Source organism: Caldimonas brevitalea, assembly GCF_001017435.1.
Classification (GTDB): Bacteria; Pseudomonadota; Gammaproteobacteria; order Burkholderiales; family Burkholderiaceae_C; genus Caldimonas; species Caldimonas brevitalea.
In genome coordinates this window covers 2,456,125-2,478,195 of record NZ_CP011371.1, presented here as the reverse complement: position 1 = coordinate 2,478,195, position 22,071 = coordinate 2,456,125, and the positions used below count along the sequence as shown (strand labels likewise).

The 22,071-nt window shown below is 67.4% G+C and carries 20 protein-coding genes; 7 read left to right on the top strand and 13 right to left on the bottom strand.

Annotated elements, in window-relative coordinates:
* Nucleotides 1-51 precede the first annotated feature (51 nt).
* A complete protein-coding gene (carB, locus tag AAW51_RS11065) occupies nucleotides 52-3,294 on the bottom strand; it encodes a carbamoyl-phosphate synthase large subunit (protein WP_047194668.1) in 3,243 nt (1,080 codons plus the stop codon).
* A complete protein-coding gene (gene carA, locus AAW51_RS11060) occupies nucleotides 3,287-4,444 on the bottom strand; it encodes a glutamine-hydrolyzing carbamoyl-phosphate synthase small subunit (RefSeq protein ID WP_047194667.1) in 1,158 nt (385 codons plus the stop codon). The genes carB and carA overlap by 8 nt, the downstream gene beginning before the upstream one ends.
* A gap of 315 nt (nucleotides 4,445-4,759) precedes the next feature.
* Here carA and bfr point away from each other — a divergent pair, with 315 nt between their 5' ends.
* The gene (gene bfr, locus AAW51_RS11055) at nucleotides 4,760-5,236 is read left to right on the top strand and encodes a bacterioferritin (RefSeq protein WP_047194666.1); all 477 of its coding nucleotides are present in this window, start codon (nucleotides 4,760-4,762) and stop codon (nucleotides 5,234-5,236) included.
* A 52-nt stretch (nucleotides 5,237-5,288) separates the two neighbouring features.
* Here the strand turns inward: bfr and AAW51_RS11050 are convergent, their stop codons facing one another.
* Complete coding sequence (locus AAW51_RS11050) at nucleotides 5,289-6,011, bottom strand: protein-S-isoprenylcysteine O-methyltransferase (protein ID WP_169788008.1); 723 nt, start codon at nucleotides 6,009-6,011, stop codon at nucleotides 5,289-5,291.
* Between the two features lie 384 nt (nucleotides 6,012-6,395).
* Here AAW51_RS11050 and AAW51_RS11045 point away from each other — a divergent pair, with 384 nt between their 5' ends.
* Both AAW51_RS11045 and hemP read left to right on the top strand, forming a co-directional pair.
* Nucleotides 6,396-6,617 carry a (2Fe-2S)-binding protein gene (locus AAW51_RS11045; RefSeq protein ID WP_047194665.1) on the top strand — a complete coding sequence of 74 codons (222 nt, stop codon included), beginning with the start codon at nucleotides 6,396-6,398 and terminating at the stop codon, nucleotides 6,615-6,617.
* A gap of 155 nt (nucleotides 6,618-6,772) precedes the next feature.
* Nucleotides 6,773-7,006, top strand: coding sequence for a hemin uptake protein HemP (gene hemP / locus AAW51_RS11040; RefSeq protein ID WP_047194664.1), 234 nt, complete (start codon nucleotides 6,773-6,775; stop codon nucleotides 7,004-7,006).
* Nucleotides 7,007-7,185: 179 nt separating this feature from the next.
* Here hemP and AAW51_RS11035 read toward each other — a convergent pair whose 3' ends face one another.
* A complete protein-coding gene (locus AAW51_RS11035) occupies nucleotides 7,186-7,593 on the bottom strand; it encodes a GlcG/HbpS family heme-binding protein (protein ID WP_047194663.1) in 408 nt (135 codons plus the stop codon).
* A 172-nt stretch (nucleotides 7,594-7,765) separates the two neighbouring features.
* Here AAW51_RS11035 and AAW51_RS11030 point away from each other — a divergent pair, with 172 nt between their 5' ends.
* Nucleotides 7,766-8,458: a Bax inhibitor-1/YccA family protein gene (locus tag AAW51_RS11030; protein ID WP_047194662.1), complete on the top strand. Its 693-nt coding sequence runs from the start codon at nucleotides 7,766-7,768 to the stop codon at nucleotides 8,456-8,458.
* Nucleotides 8,459-8,552: 94 nt separating this feature from the next.
* On the opposite strand, the gene rlmD is transcribed toward AAW51_RS11030, so the two are convergent.
* From rlmD to surE, 6 genes are all read right to left on the bottom strand, one after another.
* Complete coding sequence (gene rlmD, locus AAW51_RS11025) at nucleotides 8,553-9,911, bottom strand: 23S rRNA (uracil(1939)-C(5))-methyltransferase RlmD (RefSeq protein ID WP_047194661.1); 1,359 nt, start codon at nucleotides 9,909-9,911, stop codon at nucleotides 8,553-8,555.
* Nucleotides 9,912-9,919: 8 nt separating this feature from the next.
* Nucleotides 9,920-10,711, bottom strand: coding sequence for a 3'-5' exonuclease (locus AAW51_RS11020; protein WP_047194660.1), 792 nt, complete (start codon nucleotides 10,709-10,711; stop codon nucleotides 9,920-9,922).
* 136 nt (nucleotides 10,712-10,847) lie between these two features.
* Entirely contained in the window at nucleotides 10,848-11,867 is a 1,020-nt protein-coding gene (gene rpoS / locus AAW51_RS11015; protein WP_047194659.1) for an RNA polymerase sigma factor RpoS, read from the bottom strand.
* 26 nt (nucleotides 11,868-11,893) lie between these two features.
* Complete coding sequence (locus AAW51_RS11010) at nucleotides 11,894-12,787, bottom strand: peptidoglycan DD-metalloendopeptidase family protein (RefSeq protein ID WP_238947829.1); 894 nt, start codon at nucleotides 12,785-12,787, stop codon at nucleotides 11,894-11,896.
* Nucleotides 12,788-12,824: 37 nt separating this feature from the next.
* Nucleotides 12,825-13,694, bottom strand: coding sequence for a protein-L-isoaspartate(D-aspartate) O-methyltransferase (locus AAW51_RS11005; protein ID WP_083438684.1), 870 nt, complete (start codon nucleotides 13,692-13,694; stop codon nucleotides 12,825-12,827).
* Complete coding sequence (gene surE / locus AAW51_RS11000) at nucleotides 13,687-14,448, bottom strand: 5'/3'-nucleotidase SurE (protein WP_047194657.1); 762 nt, start codon at nucleotides 14,446-14,448, stop codon at nucleotides 13,687-13,689. Before surE ends, AAW51_RS11005 begins: the two co-directional genes overlap by 8 nt.
* A gap of 87 nt (nucleotides 14,449-14,535) precedes the next feature.
* Here surE and AAW51_RS10995 point away from each other — a divergent pair, with 87 nt between their 5' ends.
* The 3 genes from AAW51_RS10995 to AAW51_RS10985 all read left to right on the top strand — a co-directional run bounded on the left by AAW51_RS10995 (nucleotide 14,536) and on the right by AAW51_RS10985 (nucleotide 18,881).
* A complete protein-coding gene (locus AAW51_RS10995) occupies nucleotides 14,536-15,510 on the top strand; it encodes an NADPH:quinone oxidoreductase family protein (protein WP_047194656.1) in 975 nt (324 codons plus the stop codon).
* Between the two features lie 142 nt (nucleotides 15,511-15,652).
* Nucleotides 15,653-16,423 carry a LuxR C-terminal-related transcriptional regulator gene (locus AAW51_RS10990; RefSeq protein ID WP_047194655.1) on the top strand — a complete coding sequence of 257 codons (771 nt, stop codon included), beginning with the start codon at nucleotides 15,653-15,655 and terminating at the stop codon, nucleotides 16,421-16,423.
* 157 nt (nucleotides 16,424-16,580) lie between these two features.
* Nucleotides 16,581-18,881, top strand: a complete 2,301-nt coding sequence (locus tag AAW51_RS10985) for a sensor histidine kinase (RefSeq protein ID WP_238947828.1) — start codon at nucleotides 16,581-16,583, stop codon at nucleotides 18,879-18,881.
* Between the two features lie 80 nt (nucleotides 18,882-18,961).
* Here AAW51_RS10985 and mltA read toward each other — a convergent pair whose 3' ends face one another.
* From mltA to AAW51_RS10970, 3 genes are read right to left on the bottom strand one after another with little or no spacing between them, the layout of a single operon-like run.
* Nucleotides 18,962-20,194, bottom strand: a complete 1,233-nt coding sequence (mltA, locus tag AAW51_RS10980) for a murein transglycosylase A (protein WP_047194654.1) — start codon at nucleotides 20,192-20,194, stop codon at nucleotides 18,962-18,964.
* Between the two features lie 2 nt (nucleotides 20,195-20,196).
* A complete protein-coding gene (locus AAW51_RS28060) occupies nucleotides 20,197-21,198 on the bottom strand; it encodes an OmpA family protein (RefSeq protein ID WP_053013481.1) in 1,002 nt (333 codons plus the stop codon).
* Nucleotides 21,199-21,242: 44 nt separating this feature from the next.
* Nucleotides 21,243-22,067 carry a PP2C family protein-serine/threonine phosphatase gene (locus AAW51_RS10970; RefSeq protein WP_047194653.1) on the bottom strand — a complete coding sequence of 275 codons (825 nt, stop codon included), beginning with the start codon at nucleotides 22,065-22,067 and terminating at the stop codon, nucleotides 21,243-21,245.
* Between the last annotated feature and the right edge of the window lie 4 nt (nucleotides 22,068-22,071).

Genomic DNA, 22,071 nt, shown 5'->3' with positions numbered 1-22,071 from the left:
CCACTCTCCTTTTCAGGAGGGCGGCGGCGGCCGCTGGTTTGAAGTTTGAAGTTAGTTTAGCTCTTTGTGCAATTCCTGCACCGAATAGACCACCAGGTCGTCCAGGTGCTTGAGCGCCTCGACAGCGGCCTCGCAGCCGGCCATGGTGGTGTAGTAGGTGACGCGGTTGGCGAGCGCGGCGGTGCGGATGTAGCGCGAGTCGGCGATCGCGGTGCGCGTTTCATCGACCGTCGTGAAGACCAGCTGGATCTCGCCGGCCTTGATCATGTCGGCGATGTGCGGGCGGCCGTCCTTGACCTTGTTGACCGTGCGCACCGGCACGCCGGCTTCGGCGATGGCCGCGGCCGTGCCCTTGGTCGCGACCAGTTGGAAGCCCAGACCGTGCAGGTCGCGGGCCACCGCGACGGCACGCGCCTTGTCGCTGTTCTTCACGGTGATGCACACCGTGCCCTGCGCCGGCAGGCGTGACCCGGCGGCCAGCTGGCTCTTGAGCATCGCCTCGCCGAAGGTCTTGCCCACGCCCATCACCTCGCCGGTGGAGCGCATCTCGGGGCCCAGCACCGGGTCGACGCCGGGGAACTTGTTGAACGGGAACACGGCTTCCTTGACGCTGAAGTACGGCGGGATCACCTCTCCCTTGACGCCCTTCTGGTCCTTCAGGCGCTGGCCGGCCATGCAGCGGGCCGCAATCTTGGCGAGCGGCTGGCCGGTGGCCTTGGAGACATACGGCACGGTGCGCGACGCGCGCGGGTTGACCTCGAGCACGTAGACCACCGCCTGGTCGCCCTCGCCCTGGATCGCGAACTGCACGTTCATCAGGCCGACCACCTTGAGGGCCTTGGCCATCACCGTGGTCTGGCGGCGCAGCTCGTCCTGCAGCGCCTTCGGCAGTGTGTACGGCGGCAGCGAGCAGGCGGAGTCGCCCGAGTGCACGCCGGCCTGCTCGATGTGCTCCATGATGCCGCCGATCATCACGGCGTCGCCGTCGCTGATGCAATCGACATCGACCTCGATCGCATCGTCGAGGAAGCGGTCGAGCAGCACCGGCGACTTCTCGGACACCTTGACCGCCTCGCGCATGTAGCGCTCCAGGTCGCGGTCGCCGTGCACGATCTCCATCGCACGGCCGCCCAGCACGTAGCTCGGGCGCACCACCAGCGGGTAGCCGATCTCGTGGGCCAGCTGCAGCGCCTGCTCTTCGGTGCGAGCGGTGCGGTTGGGCGGCTGCTTCAGGCCCAGCCCGTGCAACAGCTGCTGGAAACGTTCGCGGTCTTCGGCAATGTCGATGCTGTCCGGCGAGGTGCCGATGATGGGCACGCCGTTGGCCTCGAGGTCGAGCGCGAGCTTCAGCGGCGTCTGGCCGCCGTACTGCACGATCACGCCGACGGGCTTTTCCTTGTCGACGATCTCGAGCACGTCTTCCAGCGTCACCGGCTCGAAGTACAGGCGGTCGGAGGTGTCGTAGTCGGTCGAGACGGTCTCGGGGTTGCAGTTGACCATGATGGTCTCGTACCCGTCTTCGCGCATCGCCAGCGCTGCGTGCACGCAGCAGTAGTCGAACTCGATGCCCTGGCCGATGCGGTTGGGCCCGCCGCCCAGCACCATGATCTTCTTCTTGTCGGTCGGCTGTGCCTCGCACTCCTCGTCGTAGCTGGAGTACATGTAGGCGGTCTGCGTGGCGAACTCGGCGGCGCAGGTGTCGACCCGCTTGTAGACCGGGCGGATACCTTCAGCGTGGCGGCGGCGGCGCACCTCGTGCTGGTTGGTGCCCAGCAGCTTGGCCAAACGCTTGTCCGAGAAGCCGCGGCGCTTGAGGAAACGCAGTTCCTCGGCGCTCAGGCTGGTCAGGCTGCGGCCGGCCAGCTGCTGCTCGGTCTTGATGATCTGCTCGATCTGGGCCAGGAACCACGGATCGATGGCGGTCTCTTCATAGACCTCCTGCAGGCTCATGCCGATGCGGAAGGCGTCGCCGACGAAGAGGATGCGCTCGGGGCCCGGCTCGCCGATCTCCTGGACGATCTCTTCACGGTCGGTGCTGCGCTCGGTCAGCCCGTCGATGCCGGTCTCAAGACCGCGCAACGCCTTCTGGAAGCTCTCCTGGAAGGTGCGGCCCATCGCCATCACCTCGCCGACCGACTTCATCTGCGTCGTCAGGCGCGAATCGGCCTCGCGGAACTTCTCGAACGCGAAGCGCGGGATCTTGGTGACAACGTAATCGATGCTCGGCTCGAAGCTCGCCGGCGTCGCACCGCCGGTGATCTCGTTGCGCAACTCGTCGAGCGTGTAGCCCACGGCCAGCTTGGCCGCCACCTTGGCGATCGGGAAGCCGGTGGCCTTGGACGCGAGCGCCGACGAACGCGACACCCGCGGGTTCATCTCGATCACGATCATGCGGCCGTTGACCGGGTTGATCGAGAACTGGACGTTGGAGCCGCCAGTGTCGACGCCGATCTCGCGTAGGATCGCGACCGACGCGTTGCGCATCAGCTGGTATTCCTTGTCGGTCAGCGTCTGCGCGGGGGCGATGGTGATCGAGTCACCGGTGTGGACGCCCATCGGGTCGAGGTTCTCGATCGAGCAGACGATGATGCAGTTGTCGGCCTTGTCGCGCACGACCTCCATCTCGTACTCTTTCCAGCCGATCAGCGATTCCTCGATCAGCAGCTCGCGCGTCGGCGACAAGTCGAGCCCGCGCTTGCAGATCTCTTCGAACTCTTCCGGGTTGTAGGCGATGCCGCCGCCGGTGCCGCCGAGCGTGAAGCTGGGCCGGATCACCGTGGGGAAGCCGGGGCTGCCGGTTTCCGCGGCGATGCGCTTTTGCACCGCCCAGGCTTCTTCCATCGAGTGCGCGATGCCCGACTTGGCCGAGTCCAGGCCGATCTTGGTCATCGCGTCCTTGAACTTGAGGCGGTCCTCGGCCTTCTCGATCGCGTGTTCGTTGGCGCCGATCATTTCGACGCCGTACTTGGCCAGCACGCCGTGCTTGTGCAGGTCGAGCGCGCAGTTCAGCGCGGTCTGGCCGCCCATCGTCGGCAGGATCGCGTCGGGCCGCTCCTTGGCGATGATGCGCTCGACCACCTGCCACGTGATCGGCTCGATGTAGGTCACATCGGCCATCTCGGGGTCGGTCATGATGGTCGCCGGGTTGCTGTTGACCAGCACCACCTTGTAGCCCTCTTGGCGCAGCGCCTTGCAAGCTTGCGCACCCGAGTAGTCGAATTCGCAGGCCTGGCCGATGATGATGGGGCCGGCCCCGATGATGAGGATGGTCTTCAGGTCGTTGCGCTTAGGCATTGTGCTTCTCCATCAACGCCACGAAGCGGTCGAAGAGGTATCCAATGTCGCCGGGGCCGGGCGACGCCTCGGGGTGCCCCTGGAAACAGAACGCGGGCTTGTCGGTACGGGCCAGGCCTTGTAGCGTGCCGTCGAACAGGCTGACGTGGGTGGGCCGCAGCGTCGCCGGCAGCGTCTGGTCGTCGACCGCGAAGCCGTGGTTCTGGCTGGTGATGCTGACGCGACCGCTGTCGAGGTCCTTGACCGGGTGGTTGGCGCCGTGGTGGCCGAACTTCATCTTGAAGGTCTTGGCGCCCGACGCCAGCGCCATGATCTGGTGGCCCAGACAAATGCCGAAGGTGGGGATGCCGCGCTCGATCAGCTCGCGCGAGGCGGCGATGGCGTAGTCGCAGGGCTCGGGGTCACCCGGGCCGTTGCTCAGGAAGATGCCATCGGGGTTGTATTGCAGCGCTTCGGCCGCGGGCGTGGTGGCCGGCACCACGGTGACCTTGCAGCCGCGCTCCGCCAGCATGCGCAGGATGTTGCGTTTCACGCCGAAGTCGTAGGCGACGACGTGAAAGCGCGGGGCTTGCACCTGGCCGTAGCCCTCGCCGAGCTTCCACTCGGTTTCGCTCCAGTCGTAGCGCTCGGTCGCACTGACCACCTTGGCCAGGTCCTGCCCCGCCATGCTCGGGGCGCTGCGCGCCTGGGCCAGCGCTTCGTCGATGTGCTGCTGCGTGATCGTCTGGCCGGCCGGCAGCGCGAGGATGCAGCCGTTTTGCGCGCCGCTGGTGCGCAGGATGCGGGTCAGTCGACGCGTGTCGATGTCGGCGATGGCGACGCAACCCTGCTCTTGCAGATACTGCGGCAGCGTGCGCGTCATGCGGAAGTTGGATTCGAGGACCGGCAGGTCCTTGATGATCAGCCCGGCGGCATGGACTTTGGGCGCCTCGATATCCTCTTCGTTGACGCCGACGTTGCCGATGTGCGGATACGTCAGCGTGACGATCTGCCGGCAGTAGCTCGGGTCGGTGAGAATTTCTTGGTAGCCGGTGAGTGCGGTATTGAATACGACTTCACCGACGGTCCGACCGGCCGCGCCGATCGAAGTGCCACGAAAGACCGTGCCGTCTGCGAGTGCGAGGAGTGCTAGGGGCAGTTGCGGCAGCACGGGATACTCTCCGTTTTGGGTGCGCGCCCAGCTCCGCTCGGCCAGCAGGAGTCCGGTGAGGAAACGGCAGAGGGTTTCGCTAGGCGGGGGTGGTTGCGGGTAAACCGCGGGATTATAGCCTGCTGCTCTCACTCGCCCGCCGCCGCCTGCGCTGCAGGCCACCCGGGACACGCTTTACGCCACCTTGAACGCGAAAGCTTCTCGCTCTCACACGCAGCAAAACCAGGGTTCTGCAGGATTGGCGCGGCAGCTTGGATGCGGTGGCCGCTGGGGCCACAATCGGGCCCTCCCACTACAACAAGCAATGGAGCCCCGATGAAAGGCGACCCGAAGGTCATCGAATACCTCAACGCGCAGCTGAAGAACGAACTGACCGCCGTCAACCAGTACTTCCTGCACTACCGCATCCTGAAGCACTGGGGCCTCGACAAGCTGGCGAAGAAGGAATACGAGGAGTCGATCGGCGAGATGAAACACGCCGACCGCCTGATGCAGCGCATCTTGATGCTCGACGGGCTGCCCAATCTGCAGGACCTCGGCAAATTGCTGGTGGGAGAGGAAGTGGTCGAGATCCTCCAGTGCGACCTGCAGCTCGAACAGGCGGCGCAGGGCACCATCAAGGACGGCATTGCCTACTGCGAGTCGGTGCGTGACTATGTCTCGCGCGACCTGCTGCAAGACATCCTCGACGACACCGAAGAGCATGTCGACTTCCTCGAAACCCAGCTCGACCTCTGCGGCAAGGTGGGCCTGCAGAACTACCTGCAGTCCGTGATGGGCGAGGTGAACTGACGGCAAAGACCGGGCCCCGGGCCTCCCGCAAGGCCCTCGGCCCGCTTTCCTCTCACGACGTGCGCTTGGGCCACACCCGCCCCGTGCGCTGCAAGTAAGCGCGATACGCCTCGCCGAACGTCTCCAGCATCAACGCCTCCTCGCGCGGCACGCGCAGGAAGTACAGCAGCCCGAATCCGGGCACCGCCAGCGCACCCGCCACCCAGTTGTGGATCAACAAAGGCTGCGCGAGCGCGAACAGCCAGATCGACGCATACATCGGATGGCGTACCCGCCGGTACACGCCGCTGGTGACCAGCTGGTGCTCGGCGTGCACCTCGAGCGACGGCGACCACTGCCGGCCCAGATGGGCGTGCGACAGATAGAACAGCCACAGCGATGCCGCCATCAGCAAGGAGCCCAGCACCGGCAGCCAGGCCGAGGGCAAGCGATAGTCGAAGCGGCCGAACCACGGTGTCGCCAGGAACAACATCGGCAGGCCCAGCAGCGTGAGAAACACCAGGAACATCAGCCACTGCTCACCCCGTCCGACCCGGCTGCGCGCCACCCGGTTGGCACGATTGGCCTCCACGTGCGGCCAGCGGATGGCCAACTGCGCGAGCGAGGCCAGCGCCCAGGAGATTTCGTACCACCGCACCGCCTCGCCGCGCCGCCAGACGTAGACGCCCAGTACGAACGCGAACAGCAGGATGGGCAACCACAGGCGCAAGCGCGCCCCATACACCCCGGCCGTCGCGTTATGGCGCGGAGCAGCTGCAGCTCGAAACAGTTTCATGCCGCTGTACCAACGCGCCGGCCTTGGGTAGACGCACCTTGCAGCGGGCGGCATCGCGGGTTGCGGACGAGGCCACCACCGGCAGCGGCACGGCGCACACGGACAAGCGCGGTCATTGTTGTAGTTCCTTTCGCGTACGGCCGAGGCCGCGGCACTCTTTTTGCCGAGGAGCATCTCGTGGATATGAGTATGCGGTAGCTGCAACAATTGCCAGCCTCCCCCAAAGGTGGGAACTTGCACCCCCCTCTCGGGCGACGTGTCCCCGAGCTCGCCGGCGCCGCGCCATGGTGGCTGCACCCTTCTAATATCCCTGCCGGCAACAACCCATTGAATTGCGAATCATTCGTATTTATACTGGTCACAAGTTGATCGGAAGGACATCGAATGATTGTGTGCGTCTGCCGCAAGGTCTCGGACCGCGACATCGAGCGTTTGGCCCGCACGGGTTGCGCGTCGTTCGACGAATTGCAGATGGAGTTGGGCGTGGCGACCTGCTGCGGCCGCTGCGCCGATTGCGCCCGGCATGCACTCGAGTCTGCCCATCGCCGCGGCGGCGCGGCCGCTAACCACAACAGTTGCGCGAGCAACGAGTTGGCGGTGGCGTGATGGTCCTGCTGCTGAGCCTGGCCGTGGTGCTGGTCGGCGCCTGGTGGGCGGTCACGCGCCCCTGACGCTTGCGGTCAGCCCCCTGGTTCGCGAAGCCCATGCGCCTGCACCTGCAGCAATCCGACCCCACCCTCTCTTCACGAAAGCCTAGCCCGATGAAATCCACTTCCGCCCTGGCCACCGTCCGAGAGTCCACCCTTTCCATGCCGGCCGGCGCGCTGCCGCCCGGCGCCTTGGCCACCGGTTCCGCAGTGTCGTTGCCATCGGCCCTGCCAACCCTGCCCAGCAGCAGCCTGCTCGGCGGCCACAAATCGGTGCAGATCGAGCACAACGGCGCGCTCTACCAATTGCGAACGACCAAACTCGGTAAGCTGATCCTGACCAAATAGATCATCGTGGGGCGACCGCGGTGGCGGCTCCTGATGGAGCGCCTCCGGTCGTGTTTGCGCAGCCACGTGCCAGCAACTGGCGCCAGCCACGCTCTTTTTTCCCCACGCTCTGGGTGCGCGGAGCCCGTCCCGCCGCCACCTCAACTGCGCACCGGGCCCCTCTCGGTCTGCGCGCTGTCTCAAAGGCCCAGGGCGGCGATACCTGCCCTGGCCACCTGCACATCCTCAGCCGATTTCACTCCGCTGACGCCGATGGCGCCGACACACTCGCCGGCGGCCATGATCGGAACCCCCCCCTCGAGCAGCCCCTCGAGCGCCGGCGCGCTCAAGAACGACATGCGCCCCTGGTTGACGATGTCTTCGTAGACTTTACTTTCCCGTCTTCCCATTGCCGCGGCATGCGCCTTGGCGGGAGCCAGGCGTGCCGAGATCGGGGAGGCGCCATCCAGGCGCTGGAACCACAGCAGGTGACCGCCCTCGTCGACGATGGCGACCGACACGGCCCAGCCGTTCGCCTGAGCTTCCGCACGCGCTGCGGCGGCGATGCGCTCGACGTCCGAGCTGGTCATTTGCGGCTTGGTTTTCATGGCAGGAACCTTTCTTGCGAGGCCAAGGTCAGCGCGGCGACTGCCGCGCCCCCATGGTGCCAGCGCGACCAGCGCCGGACGAGGCGCCCCCCTCTTGGCCCGCCCGGCAGCACTGGAACTAGAATCCGCGTCGAGGGGTCGAATGGCGGCCACTGTCTAGAGGAGAGAACAGATGAACGAGAGCTTGCAGCGAGCCTATTCCGGCGCCGGCGTACTGGTCGAGCAGCGCAACCGGGTGCTGCGCAACACCTACTGGCTGCTGGCGTTGTCGCTGGTACCGACGGTGCTGGGCGCCTGGATCGGGGTCACGACCGGCTTCAGCTTTTTCCGCGGCAGCCCGCTGATCGGCTTCATGGTGTTCATGGGCGTGGCCTTCGGCTTCTTCTTCGCGATCGAGAAGTTCAAGAATTCGAGCCTGGGCGTCGTGCTGCTACTCGGCTTCACCTTCTTCATGGGGCTGATGCTGTCCCGCCTGATCGGTGCGGTACTCGGCTTTTCCAATGGTGCCCAGTTGATCATGATGGCCTTCGGCGGCACCGCGCTGGTGTTCGGCGGCATGGCGACATTGGCGACGACGATCAAGCGCGACCTGTCCGGCATGGGCAAGTGGCTGATGGTCGGTGCGGTGATGCTGATCGTCGCGGCCGTGGCCAACATCTTTCTGCAGATGCCCGCCCTGATGGCCACCATCTCGGCACTCGCGATCGTGATCTTCTCGGCGTTCATGCTGTACGACATCAAGCGTGTGGTCGACGGCGGCGAGACGAACTACGTCACCGCGACGCTGGCCATCTACCTGGACGTCTACAACGTCTTCCAGTCGCTGCTGAGCCTGCTCGGCATCTTCGGCGGCGACAACGACTGACGCCCGTCGGCGCGACGCGAAACATCGCAGTCGCATGACAAAAATCGGGGCCCGCGGGCCCCGATTTCGTTGTCCGGTCGACAGAAGAAGAAGCTCAGCTGCTTCTCTCGAACACGGCCATGCTTTCAACGTGCGCCGTGTGCGGGAACATGTTGACCGCGCCGGCCGCCACGCATCGATAGCCGGCCTGGTGCACCAGCAGCCCGGCGTCGCGGGCCAGCGTGGCGGGATTGCACGACACGTAGACGATACGCTGCGGCGGCCGGTAGTCGGGTGTCAGGTCCGGTTGCTGGTGCACATCAGCCAGCGCCTTGGCCAGCGCGAAAGCACCTTCGCGCGGCGGATCCACCAGCCATTTGTCCGCGGCGCCATAGGCTGCCAGCTCGGTCGGGGCGATCTCGAACAGGTTGCGCGCCTCGAAGCGGGTCTTGTCGGCCAGGCCGTTGTAGCGCGCGTTCTCACGCGAGCGCTGCACCAGCGCCTCGCTGCCCTCCACGCCCAGTACCTCCCGGGCCGTGCGCGCGATCGGCAAGGTGAAATTGCCGAGGCCGCAAAACCAGTCGATCACCCGCTCATGCGGCTGCGCGTCGAGCAAGCGCAAGGCGCGGTTGACCAGCACCCGGTTGATCTGGTGGTTGACCTGCGTGAAGTCGGTCGGCTTGAACGGCATCGTGATGCCGAACTCGGGCAGCGTGTAGGCCAGCTGCTGGACCTGTTCGTCGAGCAGGTGCACGCTGTCGGGGCCCTTGGGCTGCAACCACCATTGCACCTCGTGCTGCGCCGCGAACTCGCGCAGCCGCGCCAGATCTGCAGGCCCGAGCGGCTCGAGATGGCGCAGCACCAGCGCCGTGATGAGCTGGCCGTCGAGGTTGCCGATCGCCACTTCGATCTGCGGCAGCCGGTCGCGGGTGTCCATCGACGCGATCAGCTCGCGCAGCGGCACCAACATGCGGCTCATGTGGGGCGGCAGCACCTCGCAGCTGCGCATGTCGGCCACATAGCTCGACTTGCGCTCGTGAAAGCCCACCAGCACGGCGCCCTTCTTCACCACGTGGCGCACCGAGAGCCGGGCGCGGTAGCGATAGCCCCAGGTGGGCCCCTCGATCGGCCGCAGCATCGTCTCGGGTTTCACTTTGCCGAGGTGCCACAGGTTGTCTTCCAGCACACGCTGCTTGACCGCCACCTGCGCGCCGACATGGAAGTGCTGCATCTTGCAGCCGCCGCAGGTGCCGAAATAGACACAGCGCGGCGTCACACGCTGCGAGCTTTCCTGCCGCAGCGCCCGCAGCGTCGCCTGTTCCCAGTTGTTCTTGCGGCGCCCCGTGCTGACCTGGACTTCCTCGCCCGGCAGCGCGCCTTCGACGAACACCACCTTGCCTTCGGCGTTGTGAGCCACGCCTTGCGCCTCGAGATCGAGCGATTCGATCTTGAGCCATTCATTTACTTGCGTCATGAACCGAATTATCGGCCCCAGGCGTCCAGGTACTCCTGCCAGTGCGGCTCGTCGGTCTGTGCCAGGGTCTGTTTCACGTGCTCGATTTCACGGGCGTACTCAGCTTCGGTGAAGCCGCCGCGCATCTGCTGGAACCGGCAGTACAGCAAATACGTGTTCATCACGTCGGTTTCGCAATAGCGCCGGATCTCTTCCAGCTGGCCCGCCTTGTAAGCGCCGAACACGGCCGATCCGTCCATGCCCAGCTTGCCGGGAAAGCCGCACAGCTTCGCCATTGCGTCCAGCGGCGCGTTGGCGCGCGGCTGGTACAGCGCCAACAGATCCATCAGGTCGAGGTGGCGCAGGTGGTAACGCGAGATGTAGTTGTTCCACTTGAACTCGCGGTCGTCCTCGCCCAGATCCCAATAACGGTTGGCCGTGACGCCGTGGCGCAGACCGCGGTAGTGCAGCACCGGCAGATCGAAGCCGCCGCCGTTCCAGCTGACCAGCTGGGGCACGTGCTTCTCGATCGTGTTGAAGAAGGTCTGGATGATCTTGCCTTCCTGGCTCACGCCGTCGGGCTCCCGGTCGACGAAGGAATGCACGCGCAAACCCTCGGCATTGCGGAACACGCAGCTGATCACCAGCACCCGTTGCAAGTAGTGGGGCATGAAGTCGCTCTGCCCGGCCGCCGCCCGTTCGGCGAGCACCTGGGCGAAGAACTCCTCGTCGCTCTGCTCGGCCGGCGCGGCACGCAAGGCGCGCAAGCCGGCAATGTCGGGAATCGATTCAATGTCGAAAACTAGGACCGGCCAGACCATGGCGCCTCTCGTCAAAGCTGCGACTGCAGCAGGAACAGGGGAACAAACAGGGGAACAAACGGGAAAACGACAGGGCGCGGCGCCAACTGCGCGACGCCCCGGCGGGGGTTCGAAAGCGAAACCCGGAAGACCGGGCTCAGAAGATCGAGTCCCGGTCGACGCCGTTGCGGATCATGCGGCGCTTCAGCTTGAGCAAAGCTTCCTGCTGGATCTGCCGGATGCGCTCGCGGGTCAGGCCGAGCCGTTCGGCCAGCACTTCCAGCGTTTCCGGGTCGCGGTCGTGCAGACCGTAGCGGCCGGCCAGCACCTCGCGCTCACGCTCGCTCAAGTCACCGAGCCAGGTGTTCAACAGGTGCTCGACCTCCCGGTTGAGCGTGCTGCCCATCGGGTCGGTGGCCTGTTCGTCGGCCACCATGTCGATCATCGATTCGGAGTTGTCGCGCTCGAGCGGCGCGTCGAGCGAGGTCGGGGTTTCGGCGAACTTCAGCAGTTCCGCCACCTCCTGCACCGGCCGCCCCAACATCGCAGCGACGTCTTCCACCCGCACCGGCTTGTCGCCGTCGGGCCGCCGCGACAGTTCCGCCTCGAGGTGGCGGCGTGCCTTCAGCACCTGGTTGAGCTCGCGCACCACGTGCACCGGCAGCCGCACCAGCCGCGCCTGATGCATGATGGCCCGCTCGATGCTTTGGCGAATCCACCACGAGGCATAGGTCGAGAAGCGGAAGCCGCGTTCGGGCTCGAACTTGCCGATCGCATGCATCAGGCCCAGATTGCCCTCTTCGATCAAATCGGTGAGCGGCAGCCCGCGGCCGAGGTAGTTCTTGGCGATGCTCACGACCAGGCGCAGGTTGTGCTCGATCATCGCCTGACGGGCGCTGAAGTCGCCGCTGCGCGCCCGTGTGGCGGTGGCGAACTCTTCTTCCGGCGTCAGCAGCGGTGTGCGGCGGATCTCGCGCAGATAGGTCTGCAGCGTGTTGCCGATATCCGGCTCGCCGGCGGAAAACTCGTTGACCGTCTTCGCGGGGCCTGCGGGGACCGCATCGGCCACATCGGGCGGGGTCTCGGCCGGAACCACATGATCGGACTCGAGAAAGGGTTCGAGTCCTGATTCAGGAAGCTCGCGTCCATTCAATTCGGCGTGCTTCCTCATCATCATGTTCGGCTCCGGAGTCCGATGTGCGCTCAGCGCGGTGGAAGGAACTTGGCCGGGTCGACCGGCTTGCCCTGCTTGCGTATCTCGAAATGCAGCTTCACGCGATCGGAATCCGTGGCGCCCATCTCGGCGATCTTCTGACCGCGGCGCACAGTTTGATCCTCCTTCACGAGAAGCGTTTGATTGTGCGCGTAGGCGGTAAGGTAACTATTATTGTGCTTGACAATCACGAGGTTGCCATATCCCCGCAACCCCGAACCGGCGTACACCACTCGCCCATCCGCCGCGGCGTATACCGGGTCGCCCGGCTTGCCCGAGATGCCCAGGCCCTTGTTGCGCGACTCGTCGAAGCCTGACACCACGGCGCCGCCGGCCGGCCACATCCAGTTGATGTTGTCGTCGCCCTCACGCGGCGGCGTGGGCGGCGGCAGGACGGGCGGCGGCGCCACCGGTGCCGACGCGGCCGATGCCACGACGACCGGCGCGCTCGCCTCGAGCGCCGGAGGCAGCGCCCCGATGCCGGGTTTGACGTCGAGCGGGCGAGGTTCAACCTTGGCCGCGGCCACCGGCTTGGTGGCCGCGCCGGTCGGGTCGAAGCCCGGCGGCACCACCCGCAGCACCTGCCCCACTTCCAGGATGTTGGGGTTGTCGATGTTGTTCCATCGCATGATGTCGCGCCAGTTCTGACCCGACTCCAGGCCGACACGGATCAAGGTGTCGCCCGGCTTGACGGTGTAGTAACCGGGCTTGCCCGCGTTCTCGATGCCCGGCGGCGGCGGCTTGTTCGGATCGGCCACAGCAGAGCCCGTCGACGCGCGACCAGACGCTGAATTGCGGTCTTCGACCGGGGCCCGGTGCCGAGGAGTGGCGCAGGCCGTCAGCAGCAAGGCGACTGCAATGCAAACGCCGGTCTTGAAACTCATCAAACCTCCAGAAGTGGAAACCATGAGGACTGGGCGCTCAGGTGGTGCCCGATTTTAAAGGGACAAAGTGCACCGCCTCATGCTCCGAGCGCGTGTAGCCGCTCTCGGTGCGCTGCACCAGCACGATGACCTGCCCGCTGCCGCGCAGCACCGGCGCCACCAGGCGGCCCCCGACGGCCAGCTGGTCGAGCCAGGCCGGCGGAATCGCGTCGCCGCCGGCGGCGCTGACAATGCCGTCGTAGGGCGCGTTGGGGCCGTGCCCCAGCATGCCGTCGCCCCACACCAGCCGCACGTTGTCGACCCGCATCCCGCGCAGCAGCGTGCGCGCCTTCTCGTGCAAGGGTTTGAGCCGCTCGACCGAGATCACCTGGCGCCCCAGCAGCGACAACACCGCTGCTTGGTAACCGCAACCGGTGCCGATCTCCAGGATGCGAGGCAGCGGCGCCGCGTCGCGCGGGCCCCGCATCAACTCGAGCATGCGCGCCACCACGCTGGGCTTGGAGATGGTCTGCTGCAGGCCGATCGGCAGGCTGGTGTCCTCGTAAGCCTGGGTCGCGAGTGCCGAGTCGACGAACAAGTGGCGCGGCACGCGCTGCATCGCGCTCAACACCTGTTCGTCGCGCACGCCCTGCTGGCGCAGCTTCTGCACCATGCGCATGCGCACCAGCTCGGAGTCGAGCCCGATGCCCACCGGCGCGACAGCCCGCGCCTTGTCCTGGGCGGCCTCGTGCAGCGGACGCTGCGGGCGCAACAAGGCGCTCGCCGCGGCGGCCGCCGGCCGCTGCTTGGCGGGCGCGGGGGTCACCTCGGCCCGCCCGGGCGCCGCGCCCTTGCCACCCGGCACCACCTTGTCGAGGCTGAGCGGGAAGGCCTTGGGGGCGACACGCGGTTTGGTGGCGTCATTCATCGCCGGCAGACCCATCGAACCAGCGGCGCCACATCGGCAGCCGCTGGTGGTCGGTCAGGTCGATCTGCAGCGGCGTGATCGAGACGCGGCCCTGTTCGACAGCATGAAAATCGGTGCCCTCGCCGGCTTCACGAACGCCGCCGGCTGGCCCGATCCAGTAGATCGGCTCGCCGCGCGGGTCTTGCTGGCGGATCACACCTTCGCTCGCATGGCGCCGGCCGAGGCGTGTCAGCGCGTGGCCACGCAAGTCCGCGTGAGGCCGGTTGGGAATGTTGACGTTCAACAGGAACGGGCCGGTGGCCGGTGGCCGCGCCACCACCTGCTGGATCACGTCGCGGGCCACCGCGGCCGCGGCGTCCAGGTGGGCCCAGCCCTTGTCGACCAGCGAAAAGGCAATCGCCGGCACGCCGAACAGAAACCCTTCCATGGCGGCCGCGACCGTGCCCGAATACAAGGTGTCTTCGCCCATGTTGGCGCCGTTGTTGATGCCCGAGACGACCAGGTCGGGCCGTTGCTCGAGCAGCCCGGTCAACGCCACGTGCACGCAGTCGGATGGCGTGCCGTTGATGAACCGGTAACCGTTGGACGCCGTGTAGACCGACAGCGGGCGGTGCAGGGTCAGCGAGTTGGAGGTGCCGCTGGCATTTTGCTCGGGCGCCACCACCTCGACCTCGCCCAGGCCCCGACAGGCCTCGACCAGCGCCTGCAGGCCGGGCGCCAGATAGCCGTCGTCGTTGGCAACAAGAATACGCATGGCGCGATTGTATTGACTCGTCACCTCGGTGACGCCCGCTCACCTGAGGGCTGCCTATGATCCGTGAACTCTTGAAGGAGACACGACATGCAAGCATGGATCTGCGACAACCCGATCGGCCCCGAAGCGCTGACGTGGAAAGAAGTGCCCACCCCAAGCCCCAAGGCCGGCGAAGTGCTCGTCGCGATCAAGGCCGCCGGGCTGAACTTCCCGGACCTGCTGATCGTCCAGAACAAATACCAGATGAAGCCGCCGCTGCCGTTCGTGCCGGGCGCCGAGTATTCGGGTGTGGTCGAAGCGGTCGGCGAGGGCGTCACCCACCTGAAGCCGGGTGACGCCGTCGCGGCTTTCGCCGGCCTGGGCGGCTTCGCCACCCACGCCACCGTGCAGGCGGCCTTGCTGATGCCGCTGCCCAAGGGTTTCTCCTTCCCCGACGCCGCGGCATTTCTGTGCACCTATGGGACCACCTACCACGGCCTGATGGACCGCGCCGCCCTGCAGCCCGGCGAGACCGTGCTGGTGCTCGGCGCCGCCGGCGGCGTGGGCACCGCGGCGATCCAGATTGCGAAGGCCGCCGGCGCCCGGGTGATCGCGGCCGCCTCGACCGACGAGAAGTGCGCCCTGTGCCGCGAGTTGGGCGCCGACGCGACCATCAACTACAGCACCGGCAACGTGCGCGACGAGATCAAGTCGCTGACCGGCGGCAAGGGCCCGGACGTGGTCTACGACCCGGTCGGCGGCGACCTCGCCGAGCCGGTGTTCCGCTCGATCGCCTGGCGCGGGCGCTACCTGGTGATCGGTTTTGCGCAAGGCACCATCCCGTCGTTGCCGCTGAACCTGCCGCTGCTGAAGGGCGCGTCGATCATGGGCGTGTTCTGGGGTGAATTCGCGCGCCGCGAGCCGAAGAACAACGTGCAGGCATTGACCCAGCTGGCCACCTGGTATGCGCAGGGCAAGATCAAACCGGTGATCGAGCACCAGTTGCAAATGAGCGAGCTGCAGCGCGCCTTCGACTTGATGGCGGCGCGCCAGGTGCGCGGCAAAGTCGTGTTGACGAACTGATCCACCGCACGCGCCCTCCCGAGGCGTGACGCGGGTGCGCCGGCGGCCGTGTGGCCGTCGGTGTCCCTGCATGATGTGACAGATGCTCCGCCCAAGGCAGGGCGTGCGCTACCATTGCGCCAATTGAGGGAAGGCGCACAACATGGCAGTCAAGGTCTTGATCGTTGAAGACAACCCGGTCGCACGGGCCTTTCTGTGTCGCGTCGTGCGGGACAGCTTCAGCGACGCGATCGAGATCACCGAAGCCGGCGACCTCGAATCCGCACGCCGCCACATCGGCCTGCAACCCGGCCGCCCCGTTGCGCCCGGCCCCGATCCCTTCAAGCTGATGCTGCTCGACCTCGAGTTGCCCGACGGCAACGGCCTCGAGCTGCTCGCCCAGCTGACGCAGTACCCGGCGACCAAGGTCGTCACGACGCTCTACTCCGACGACGACCATCTGTTCCCCGCGCTGCAGTGCGGCGCCGACGGTTATTTGCTGAAAGAAGACCGTTTCGAGGTACTGGTCGAGGAATTGCAGAAGATCGTGCGCGGGCAGCCGCCGTTGTCGCCGGCCATCGCGCGCCGCTTGCTGACCCACTTCCGCCATGGCGGCTTCGGCAACACCCGTTATGGCGATTCCGGCTTCACCCCGGCGGAATCGGCACCGCAACCGCCGGTCGCCCACACTCAGCCGGCCCATCCGCCGATCCCGATGGACCCGGCCGACAAACTCGACTACGAGCGCCTGACGCCGCGCGAGAACGAGGTGCTCACCTACCTGAGCAAGGGTTTCACAATCAAGGAAATCGCGAGCCTGATGGGCATCAAGTGGTTCACCGTGAACGACCACATCAAGTCCATCTACAAGAAGCTCAACGTCTCCAGCCGCGCCGAGGCGGCGGTGCTGGCCAGCAAGCAAGGCCTGGTCTGAGCTGCGTGGGCGCTGCGGCGCCGCCGGCTCGCGTTCCCCGCCCTGCCCCGATGAGACATTCCGTTCCGACCTGTTTGCCACGCCCGCCCGCGCCAACGCCCTTGCGGGCCGGCCGCCTCCGGCGTGCCGCGGTAGCCTGCAGCAGGGCCGCCTTGCGATGAGCCCTCCGCCGACCTCCCCCACCCCGGTGCCGCCGCCCACCGCCGCCCCGCAGACCAGCGGTTTCGCGCAGGACGCATTGCTGAGCACCGGGCAATGGAACGCCTTCGACCGCAGCCTGGGCCGCCAGTCGCCGACCTCGCGCTGGCTGGGCTGGCGGCTGCGGCTGCTGGTCACCACCGCGCTGCTCGGCTGCCTCGGCGTGTTTTTCCTGGCCTACTGGCTGGCCCAGCAGCCGCTGGTCGGCGCGGCCTGGCGGCTCACCGGCAACGGCCAGGTCGAGCTCAACCTCGCGCGCGACCCCTTGCTCAAGCCCGCACAGGGCAAGACCCTGGAGGGCCTGGCCGGGCGCGACGGCAAGCTGGTGCCGGTGGACGGCCTGGCGCTGCAACGCTCCGCCCGCTGGCTGATCGACGACGTCGAGGGCAGGCGCTATCTGTCGACGCAGCGCCAATTGGGCCAACTGCTGCAGAGCGAGCAGGTGCAGCTGCGTTTTTCAGACGGGACCATGCTCGACCTGCGCACCCATCCGCGCGGGTTCATGGGGCTCGGGCTGCTGTTCTGGCTGCTGTGCTCGTTGGCACTGGTGGTCTACGGCGTCGCGATGGCCGTCTTGCTGGCGCGGCCCAACCGGCTGAACAGCGTCTACGCCGTGATGGCCTGCTGCCAGGCCGCCAACCTGGTGTTCATCGCCGTCGAGTCGACGCTCGATCTCGCCTGGCCGCTGGGCCTGGCCGATTGGGACTACTACGGGCGCGTGGCACTCGACCTCGTGACCGCCGCCGCGGTGGTGCACGCCACGGCGGTCTACCCACGCAAGGTCGCGCATGCGGGTTGGTGGCTGCTGCCGGTCTGGGTCGCCACCGCCGCGCTGGTCGTGCTCACCACGCTCGACTGGTTGCCGGCCGCCTGGTGGTGGGTCCAGGGCGCCTGCGCGCTGCTCGGCATGGCGGCCATCGCGCTGCTGACGTGGTCGCACGGCGTCGAACCGCACCCCTTCGCGCTGGTGCTGCGGCGCTTCGGCATCATCGCCGTCACCACCTGGGTGCTGCTCAGCATCGCCGTCGCGATGGCGCGCGGCGAATCCGGGGTGCAGCAGAACATCTCGATCATCGGGTCGATGATCTGGTACGTGTTCTTCGCGTCGCTGTTGCTGCTGATCCCGTTTTTGTCGAAGTCGCAGCAGATGATGCGCGAGTTTTCGCTGCTGGCGGCCATCACCACGGTCGCGACCTCGCTCGACCTGCTGTTCGTGGCCACCTTCTCGCTCGGTCAGGTGACCTCGGTCACGCTGGCCCTGTTCGTCTCGCTCGGGCTGTACGTCGGCGCGCGCCAATGGCTGCTCGACCGCCTGATGGGCAGCAGCGTGGCCACCACCGAACGCATGTTCGAGCAGCTCTACAAGATCGCGCGCGAAGTCGAGGCCCGGCCCGACCGCACCTCCTCGCTGCTGACGCGATTGCTGCGCGAGCTGTTCGAGCCGCTGGAAATCCTGGTGGTCGACAAGCTCACCGCCCGCTCACGGGTGGTCGCCGACGGCTCCACGCTGGTGGTGCCGGTGCCCAACATGGTCAATCCGCAGCCGAGCGCGCCGACCATGGGCTCGATCGTGATCCGCTTTGCACACCGCGGCCGCAAGCTGTTCACCGCCGAAGACGCGCGGCTGACCGACCGCATCTTCGAGCAGCTGCGTCGTGCGGTGGCGTTCGACAAAGCCGTCGAACAAGGCCGCAGCGAAGAGCGCATGCGGCTGGCACAAGACCTCCACGACGACATCGGCGCGCGGCTGCTGACGCTGATGTACCAGGCCCAGTCGCCCGAAATGGAAGACTACATCCGCCACACGCTGCAGGACCTGAAGACGCTGACCCGCGGCCTGGCGGCGCAGAACCACCATTTGTCCGACGCCGCGGCCGAATGGAAAAGCGACCTGGTGCACCGGCTCAACGCCGCCGAGTGCGAGCTGACCTGGAACGTCGGCCTCGACCGCAACGTGCCGCTGGGCGTGGTGCAGTGGTCAGCGCTGACGCGGGTGCTGCGCGAGCTGGCCAACAATGCCATCGCGCATTCGCGGGCCACGCGGGTGGATGTGGCGATGACCTTGCACGGCGACCGGTTCGAGCTCGTGGTGCGTGACAACGGCATCGGCAAGAATCCCGCCTCGTGGTCGCACGGGCTGGGGCTGGGCGGCATCCGCAAGCGTGTCAAACAGCTCGGCGGTGAGGTCGAGTGGCGCGAGGTGATGCCGCAGGGCATCGAGTGCCGGGTCTTCATCGCGAAGTTCAAGCCGACCGACTAAAGCGCGGCTGGCGGCAGCCCCCGCCCTCCGGGGTGCGGGGCATCAGCCCAGCGCCGGCCCTCGCCGCCCGCCGTCGCGGCTCACGGTTTCGGCAGGAACACCCACAGCCGCCCGTTCTGGCGCGTCTTGGCCGCCACCTCTCCGGCATGCTCGCCGAAGCCCCAGAAGAAGTCGGCCCGCACCGGGCCCTTGATCGCGCCGCCGGTGTCGTGGCCGAACACGACACGCCGGTTCAGTACGTTGCCCGCCAGCGGCGACGCAAACTCGATGTACATCGGCGCGCCCAGCGGCACCGCCTTGGGGTCGACCGCGAGCGAGCGCATCGGCACCACCGGTGCGCCCGAGGCGCCGCGCGGGCCCACGGTGACGTCGGTGACCGGCTCGGCGCGGAAGAACACCACCTGCGGGTTGCTGTACAACATCTCCTGCACCCGCGCCGGCGGATTGCGCCGCGCCCACTGCCGGATCTGCAGCATGCCGGGCGATGGGAGCTCCCCTTTGTCGCGGAACCAAGCGCTCAGCGGCCGGTAGGGATGGCCGTTGTGATCGGCGAACGACAGCCTGAGCGCCGTGCCGTCGGGCAGGGCCACCCGGCCCGAGCCCTGCACCTCGATCAGGATGACGTCCATCGGGTCGTCGACCCAGACGATCTCGCGCCCGCTCATCGAGCGTTGGCCTTGCGGTGTCGGGATCTGCGCACGCGTCCAGTACGGCACCACCTGCTCGCCCTCGCGGCGGCCCCGCGTCACGCCCTTGCCGCGCTTGGCATCGAGCGGCACCAGGTCGACCGGGCGCGAATACAGCGGATAGAAGTACGGGTTGCGCGCCACCCGCGAGCCGCGCAGCACCGGTTCGTAATAACCGGTGATCGGGCCCGAGCGCTCGCCCTGCTTCGACTCCAGCCGATACGGCTGCAAGCTCTGCAGCAGCTGGCGCAGGCCTGCGGCATCGTTGGGCTTCAGCTTCGCGACCTGCGCACACACCGGGCGCCAGTGCGGCGTACGGCTGAGATAGGGGCAGCTGAAGCGGAAGCTTTTGTGCACGTCGTCGAGCGGGTCGACCTCGAAATCGGGCACCTCGCTCCAGTCCACCGGCACCAGCCGCCCGGCGTCGGTCTCGATCGGCTTCAGGCCCGCAGCGGGCGCCGTCGCGGCCGGCGTCTCGGCGGGACGTGGCTCCGCCACCTGCGGCGCGGCAGCAGGCGCCGGCGCGGACGCCGAGGGAGGCGTCGCGCAGCCGCTCCACGCCAGCGTGCAGGCAGTCGCCAGGGCCAGGCCTGCCCGTGAGGCCCGGCGCGGAGACAGCTGTGCCATCGTCACAGCACCTTGATTTCGACGCGACGGTTCTGCGCGCGGCCTTGGGCCGCATCGTTGGCCTGCGCCGGCTCGCGGTCGCCGACACCCGCCACTTGCAGGGTATTGGCGCGCGCCCCCAGCTGCACCAGCAGCCGCTGCACCGCCTGTGCGCGCGTTTCGCTGAGCGCCTGGTTGCGCTCGCGGGCGCCCTGGTTGTCGGCATGTCCGACGACCGAGATGGCAGCGTCGCCGGCCGATTTCACCAGCGCCTGCAGTTGCTGCCGCTCCGCCTTGCCCAGCTTGGGACTGCCGCTGCCGCTGTTGAAATAGAGCACCAGCGAACGCACCGGCTCGGCTGCCGCCGCCGGCGTGGCGCTGGTGGCCGCCGCGGTAGTCGCGGGCGTGGCCGCCGTCGTACCGGCAGCCGGCGCAGCCGAGGCTGGCGCTGCCGGGGCAGGCGCCGCAGCGACCACGGCAGGCGCAGCGCCCGCCGAAGCCGGTGCTGCGACGCTCGCGGCAGGCGCCGACGCAGTGCCCGCTTGCGCATCCGACGCCGCGGCGACCACCGCCGGCGGCGCCTCCACCCATTCGAACGCCACCGCCTCGAAACGCCCGGACGGCGCCTCGCCCGCCGCCGGCTGCGAACGCAGCAGGATGCGTTCGGGTGGCAAGGCCTCCATGAACAGGATGCTGGCCGCCTCGGCGCGCGCGCGGCCCAGGTCCTCGCCCTGCCCGGCCTTCTCGTTGGCATAGGCACGGCCGGTCACCTGCAGCAGCTTGGTGTTGCCGCCTTCGCTCAACATGCGGTCCCGCCACGCGACGAACTCGGGCCCGGTGACGGCCACCGTTTGGTTCGGCTCGAACAGCACGGCGGTGCCCGATGGCGCGGTGCTGCCCGCCGCGGTGGTGGCCGACGGCGAGGCGCTGTCGGCTGTTTGCTTGTCACCGCAGGCGCTCGCCAGCACGGCGACGACGGCGAGGGCCAGCGCAGCACGCGTGGCACGGGGCGAAGTAGGTCTCATCGGGTGGTTGCTCCTGAGGGCTGCCGGGGCCGTGCCGGCGGGGGTCAAACGCCGCTCCCGCCGTCCAGCGCGTCGAGCCGCGCGATCAACGTGGCGTCGGGGTCGATCACGGTCTGCTGGTCGTCGGGCTGGACCGCGAACGTGGCCAGCAAGGCGGTGAAGTTGTCACGGTTCTGCGGCGCCCGCTGGTCGACCCAATGCTCGAAGTAGGCCAGGTAGCGGTCGCCACCCTGGTCGAGGCGCAGCACCTGCTGCATGTCGTCTTCGCTCACATATTCCCAGACGCCGTCGGTGCACAGCAGCAAGGTGTCGCCGGCGTCGGCCAACGAGTCCAGTTCATAGACGTAGGGCTCGATCCCCATCTGGCTGCCCAGCGAGCTGGTCAGCACACTGCGCTCCTTGCGCGTGCGCATCTCCTCGGGGGGGATCATGCCGGCCTCGACCATCTGCTGCACCAGGCTGTGGTCGCGGGTCTGCAACAGCAGGTCGCCATGGCGGAACCAATAAGCCCGCGAGTCGCCGACGTTGCCGAGCACGGCGCGCCCGCTGGCCAGGTCGACCAACGCCATGATGACGGTGGAGCGCATGTCCGGGTATTGGGCGAACCGGCTCTGGCCGGCCAGCACCACCTGCTGGGCATGCTGGATCAGCGCCGCCGCGGCCTCGAGCGAGCACGCCGGCCGCAGCACATGCTGCTCGAGGATGGCGCGCACCACCAGCTTGGAGGCCAGGTCGCCGCCTCCGTGGCCGCCGGCGCCGTCGGCCACCACCAGGCAGGCGATGTCACCGGCGGTGCGCAGGCCGTAGGCGTCTTCTTGATAGGACCGCCCGCCTTGGCTGTGCAGGAGGTGGGCGTTGAGTTCAAGCATCTTC

Coding starts and splice junctions, on each gene's coding strand:
- AAW51_RS10995 (WP_047194656.1), top strand. CDS start 14,536: ATGCAAGCATGGATCTGCGACAACCCGATCGGCCCCGAAGCGCTGACG.
- AAW51_RS11010 (WP_238947829.1), bottom strand. CDS start 12,787: ATGAGTTTCAAGACCGGCGTTTGCATTGCAGTCGCCTTGCTGCTGACG.
- rlmD (WP_047194661.1), bottom strand. CDS start 9,911: ATGACGCAAGTAAATGAATGGCTCAAGATCGAATCGCTCGATCTCGAG.
- hemP (WP_047194664.1), top strand. CDS start 6,773: ATGAAATCCACTTCCGCCCTGGCCACCGTCCGAGAGTCCACCCTTTCC.
- AAW51_RS11020 (WP_047194660.1), bottom strand. CDS start 10,711: ATGGTCTGGCCGGTCCTAGTTTTCGACATTGAATCGATTCCCGACATT.
- AAW51_RS11045 (WP_047194665.1), top strand. CDS start 6,396: ATGATTGTGTGCGTCTGCCGCAAGGTCTCGGACCGCGACATCGAGCGT.
- bfr (WP_047194666.1), top strand. CDS start 4,760: ATGAAAGGCGACCCGAAGGTCATCGAATACCTCAACGCGCAGCTGAAG.
- AAW51_RS10990 (WP_047194655.1), top strand. CDS start 15,653: ATGGCAGTCAAGGTCTTGATCGTTGAAGACAACCCGGTCGCACGGGCC.
- AAW51_RS10985 (WP_238947828.1), top strand. CDS start 16,581: ATGAGCCCTCCGCCGACCTCCCCCACCCCGGTGCCGCCGCCCACCGCC.
- AAW51_RS11030 (WP_047194662.1), top strand. CDS start 7,766: ATGAACGAGAGCTTGCAGCGAGCCTATTCCGGCGCCGGCGTACTGGTC.
- AAW51_RS11005 (WP_083438684.1), bottom strand. CDS start 13,694: ATGAATGACGCCACCAAACCGCGTGTCGCCCCCAAGGCCTTCCCGCTC.
- AAW51_RS10970 (WP_047194653.1), bottom strand. CDS start 22,067: ATGCTTGAACTCAACGCCCACCTCCTGCACAGCCAAGGCGGGCGGTCC.
- carB (WP_047194668.1), bottom strand. CDS start 3,294: ATGCCTAAGCGCAACGACCTGAAGACCATCCTCATCATCGGGGCCGGC.
- AAW51_RS28060 (WP_053013481.1), bottom strand. CDS start 21,198: ATGAGACCTACTTCGCCCCGTGCCACGCGTGCTGCGCTGGCCCTCGCC.
- surE (WP_047194657.1), bottom strand. CDS start 14,448: ATGCGTATTCTTGTTGCCAACGACGACGGCTATCTGGCGCCCGGCCTG.
- rpoS (WP_047194659.1), bottom strand. CDS start 11,867: ATGATGATGAGGAAGCACGCCGAATTGAATGGACGCGAGCTTCCTGAA.
- AAW51_RS11050 (WP_169788008.1), bottom strand. CDS start 6,011: ATGAAACTGTTTCGAGCTGCAGCTGCTCCGCGCCATAACGCGACGGCC.
- AAW51_RS11035 (WP_047194663.1), bottom strand. CDS start 7,593: ATGAAAACCAAGCCGCAAATGACCAGCTCGGACGTCGAGCGCATCGCC.
- mltA (WP_047194654.1), bottom strand. CDS start 20,194: ATGGCACAGCTGTCTCCGCGCCGGGCCTCACGGGCAGGCCTGGCCCTG.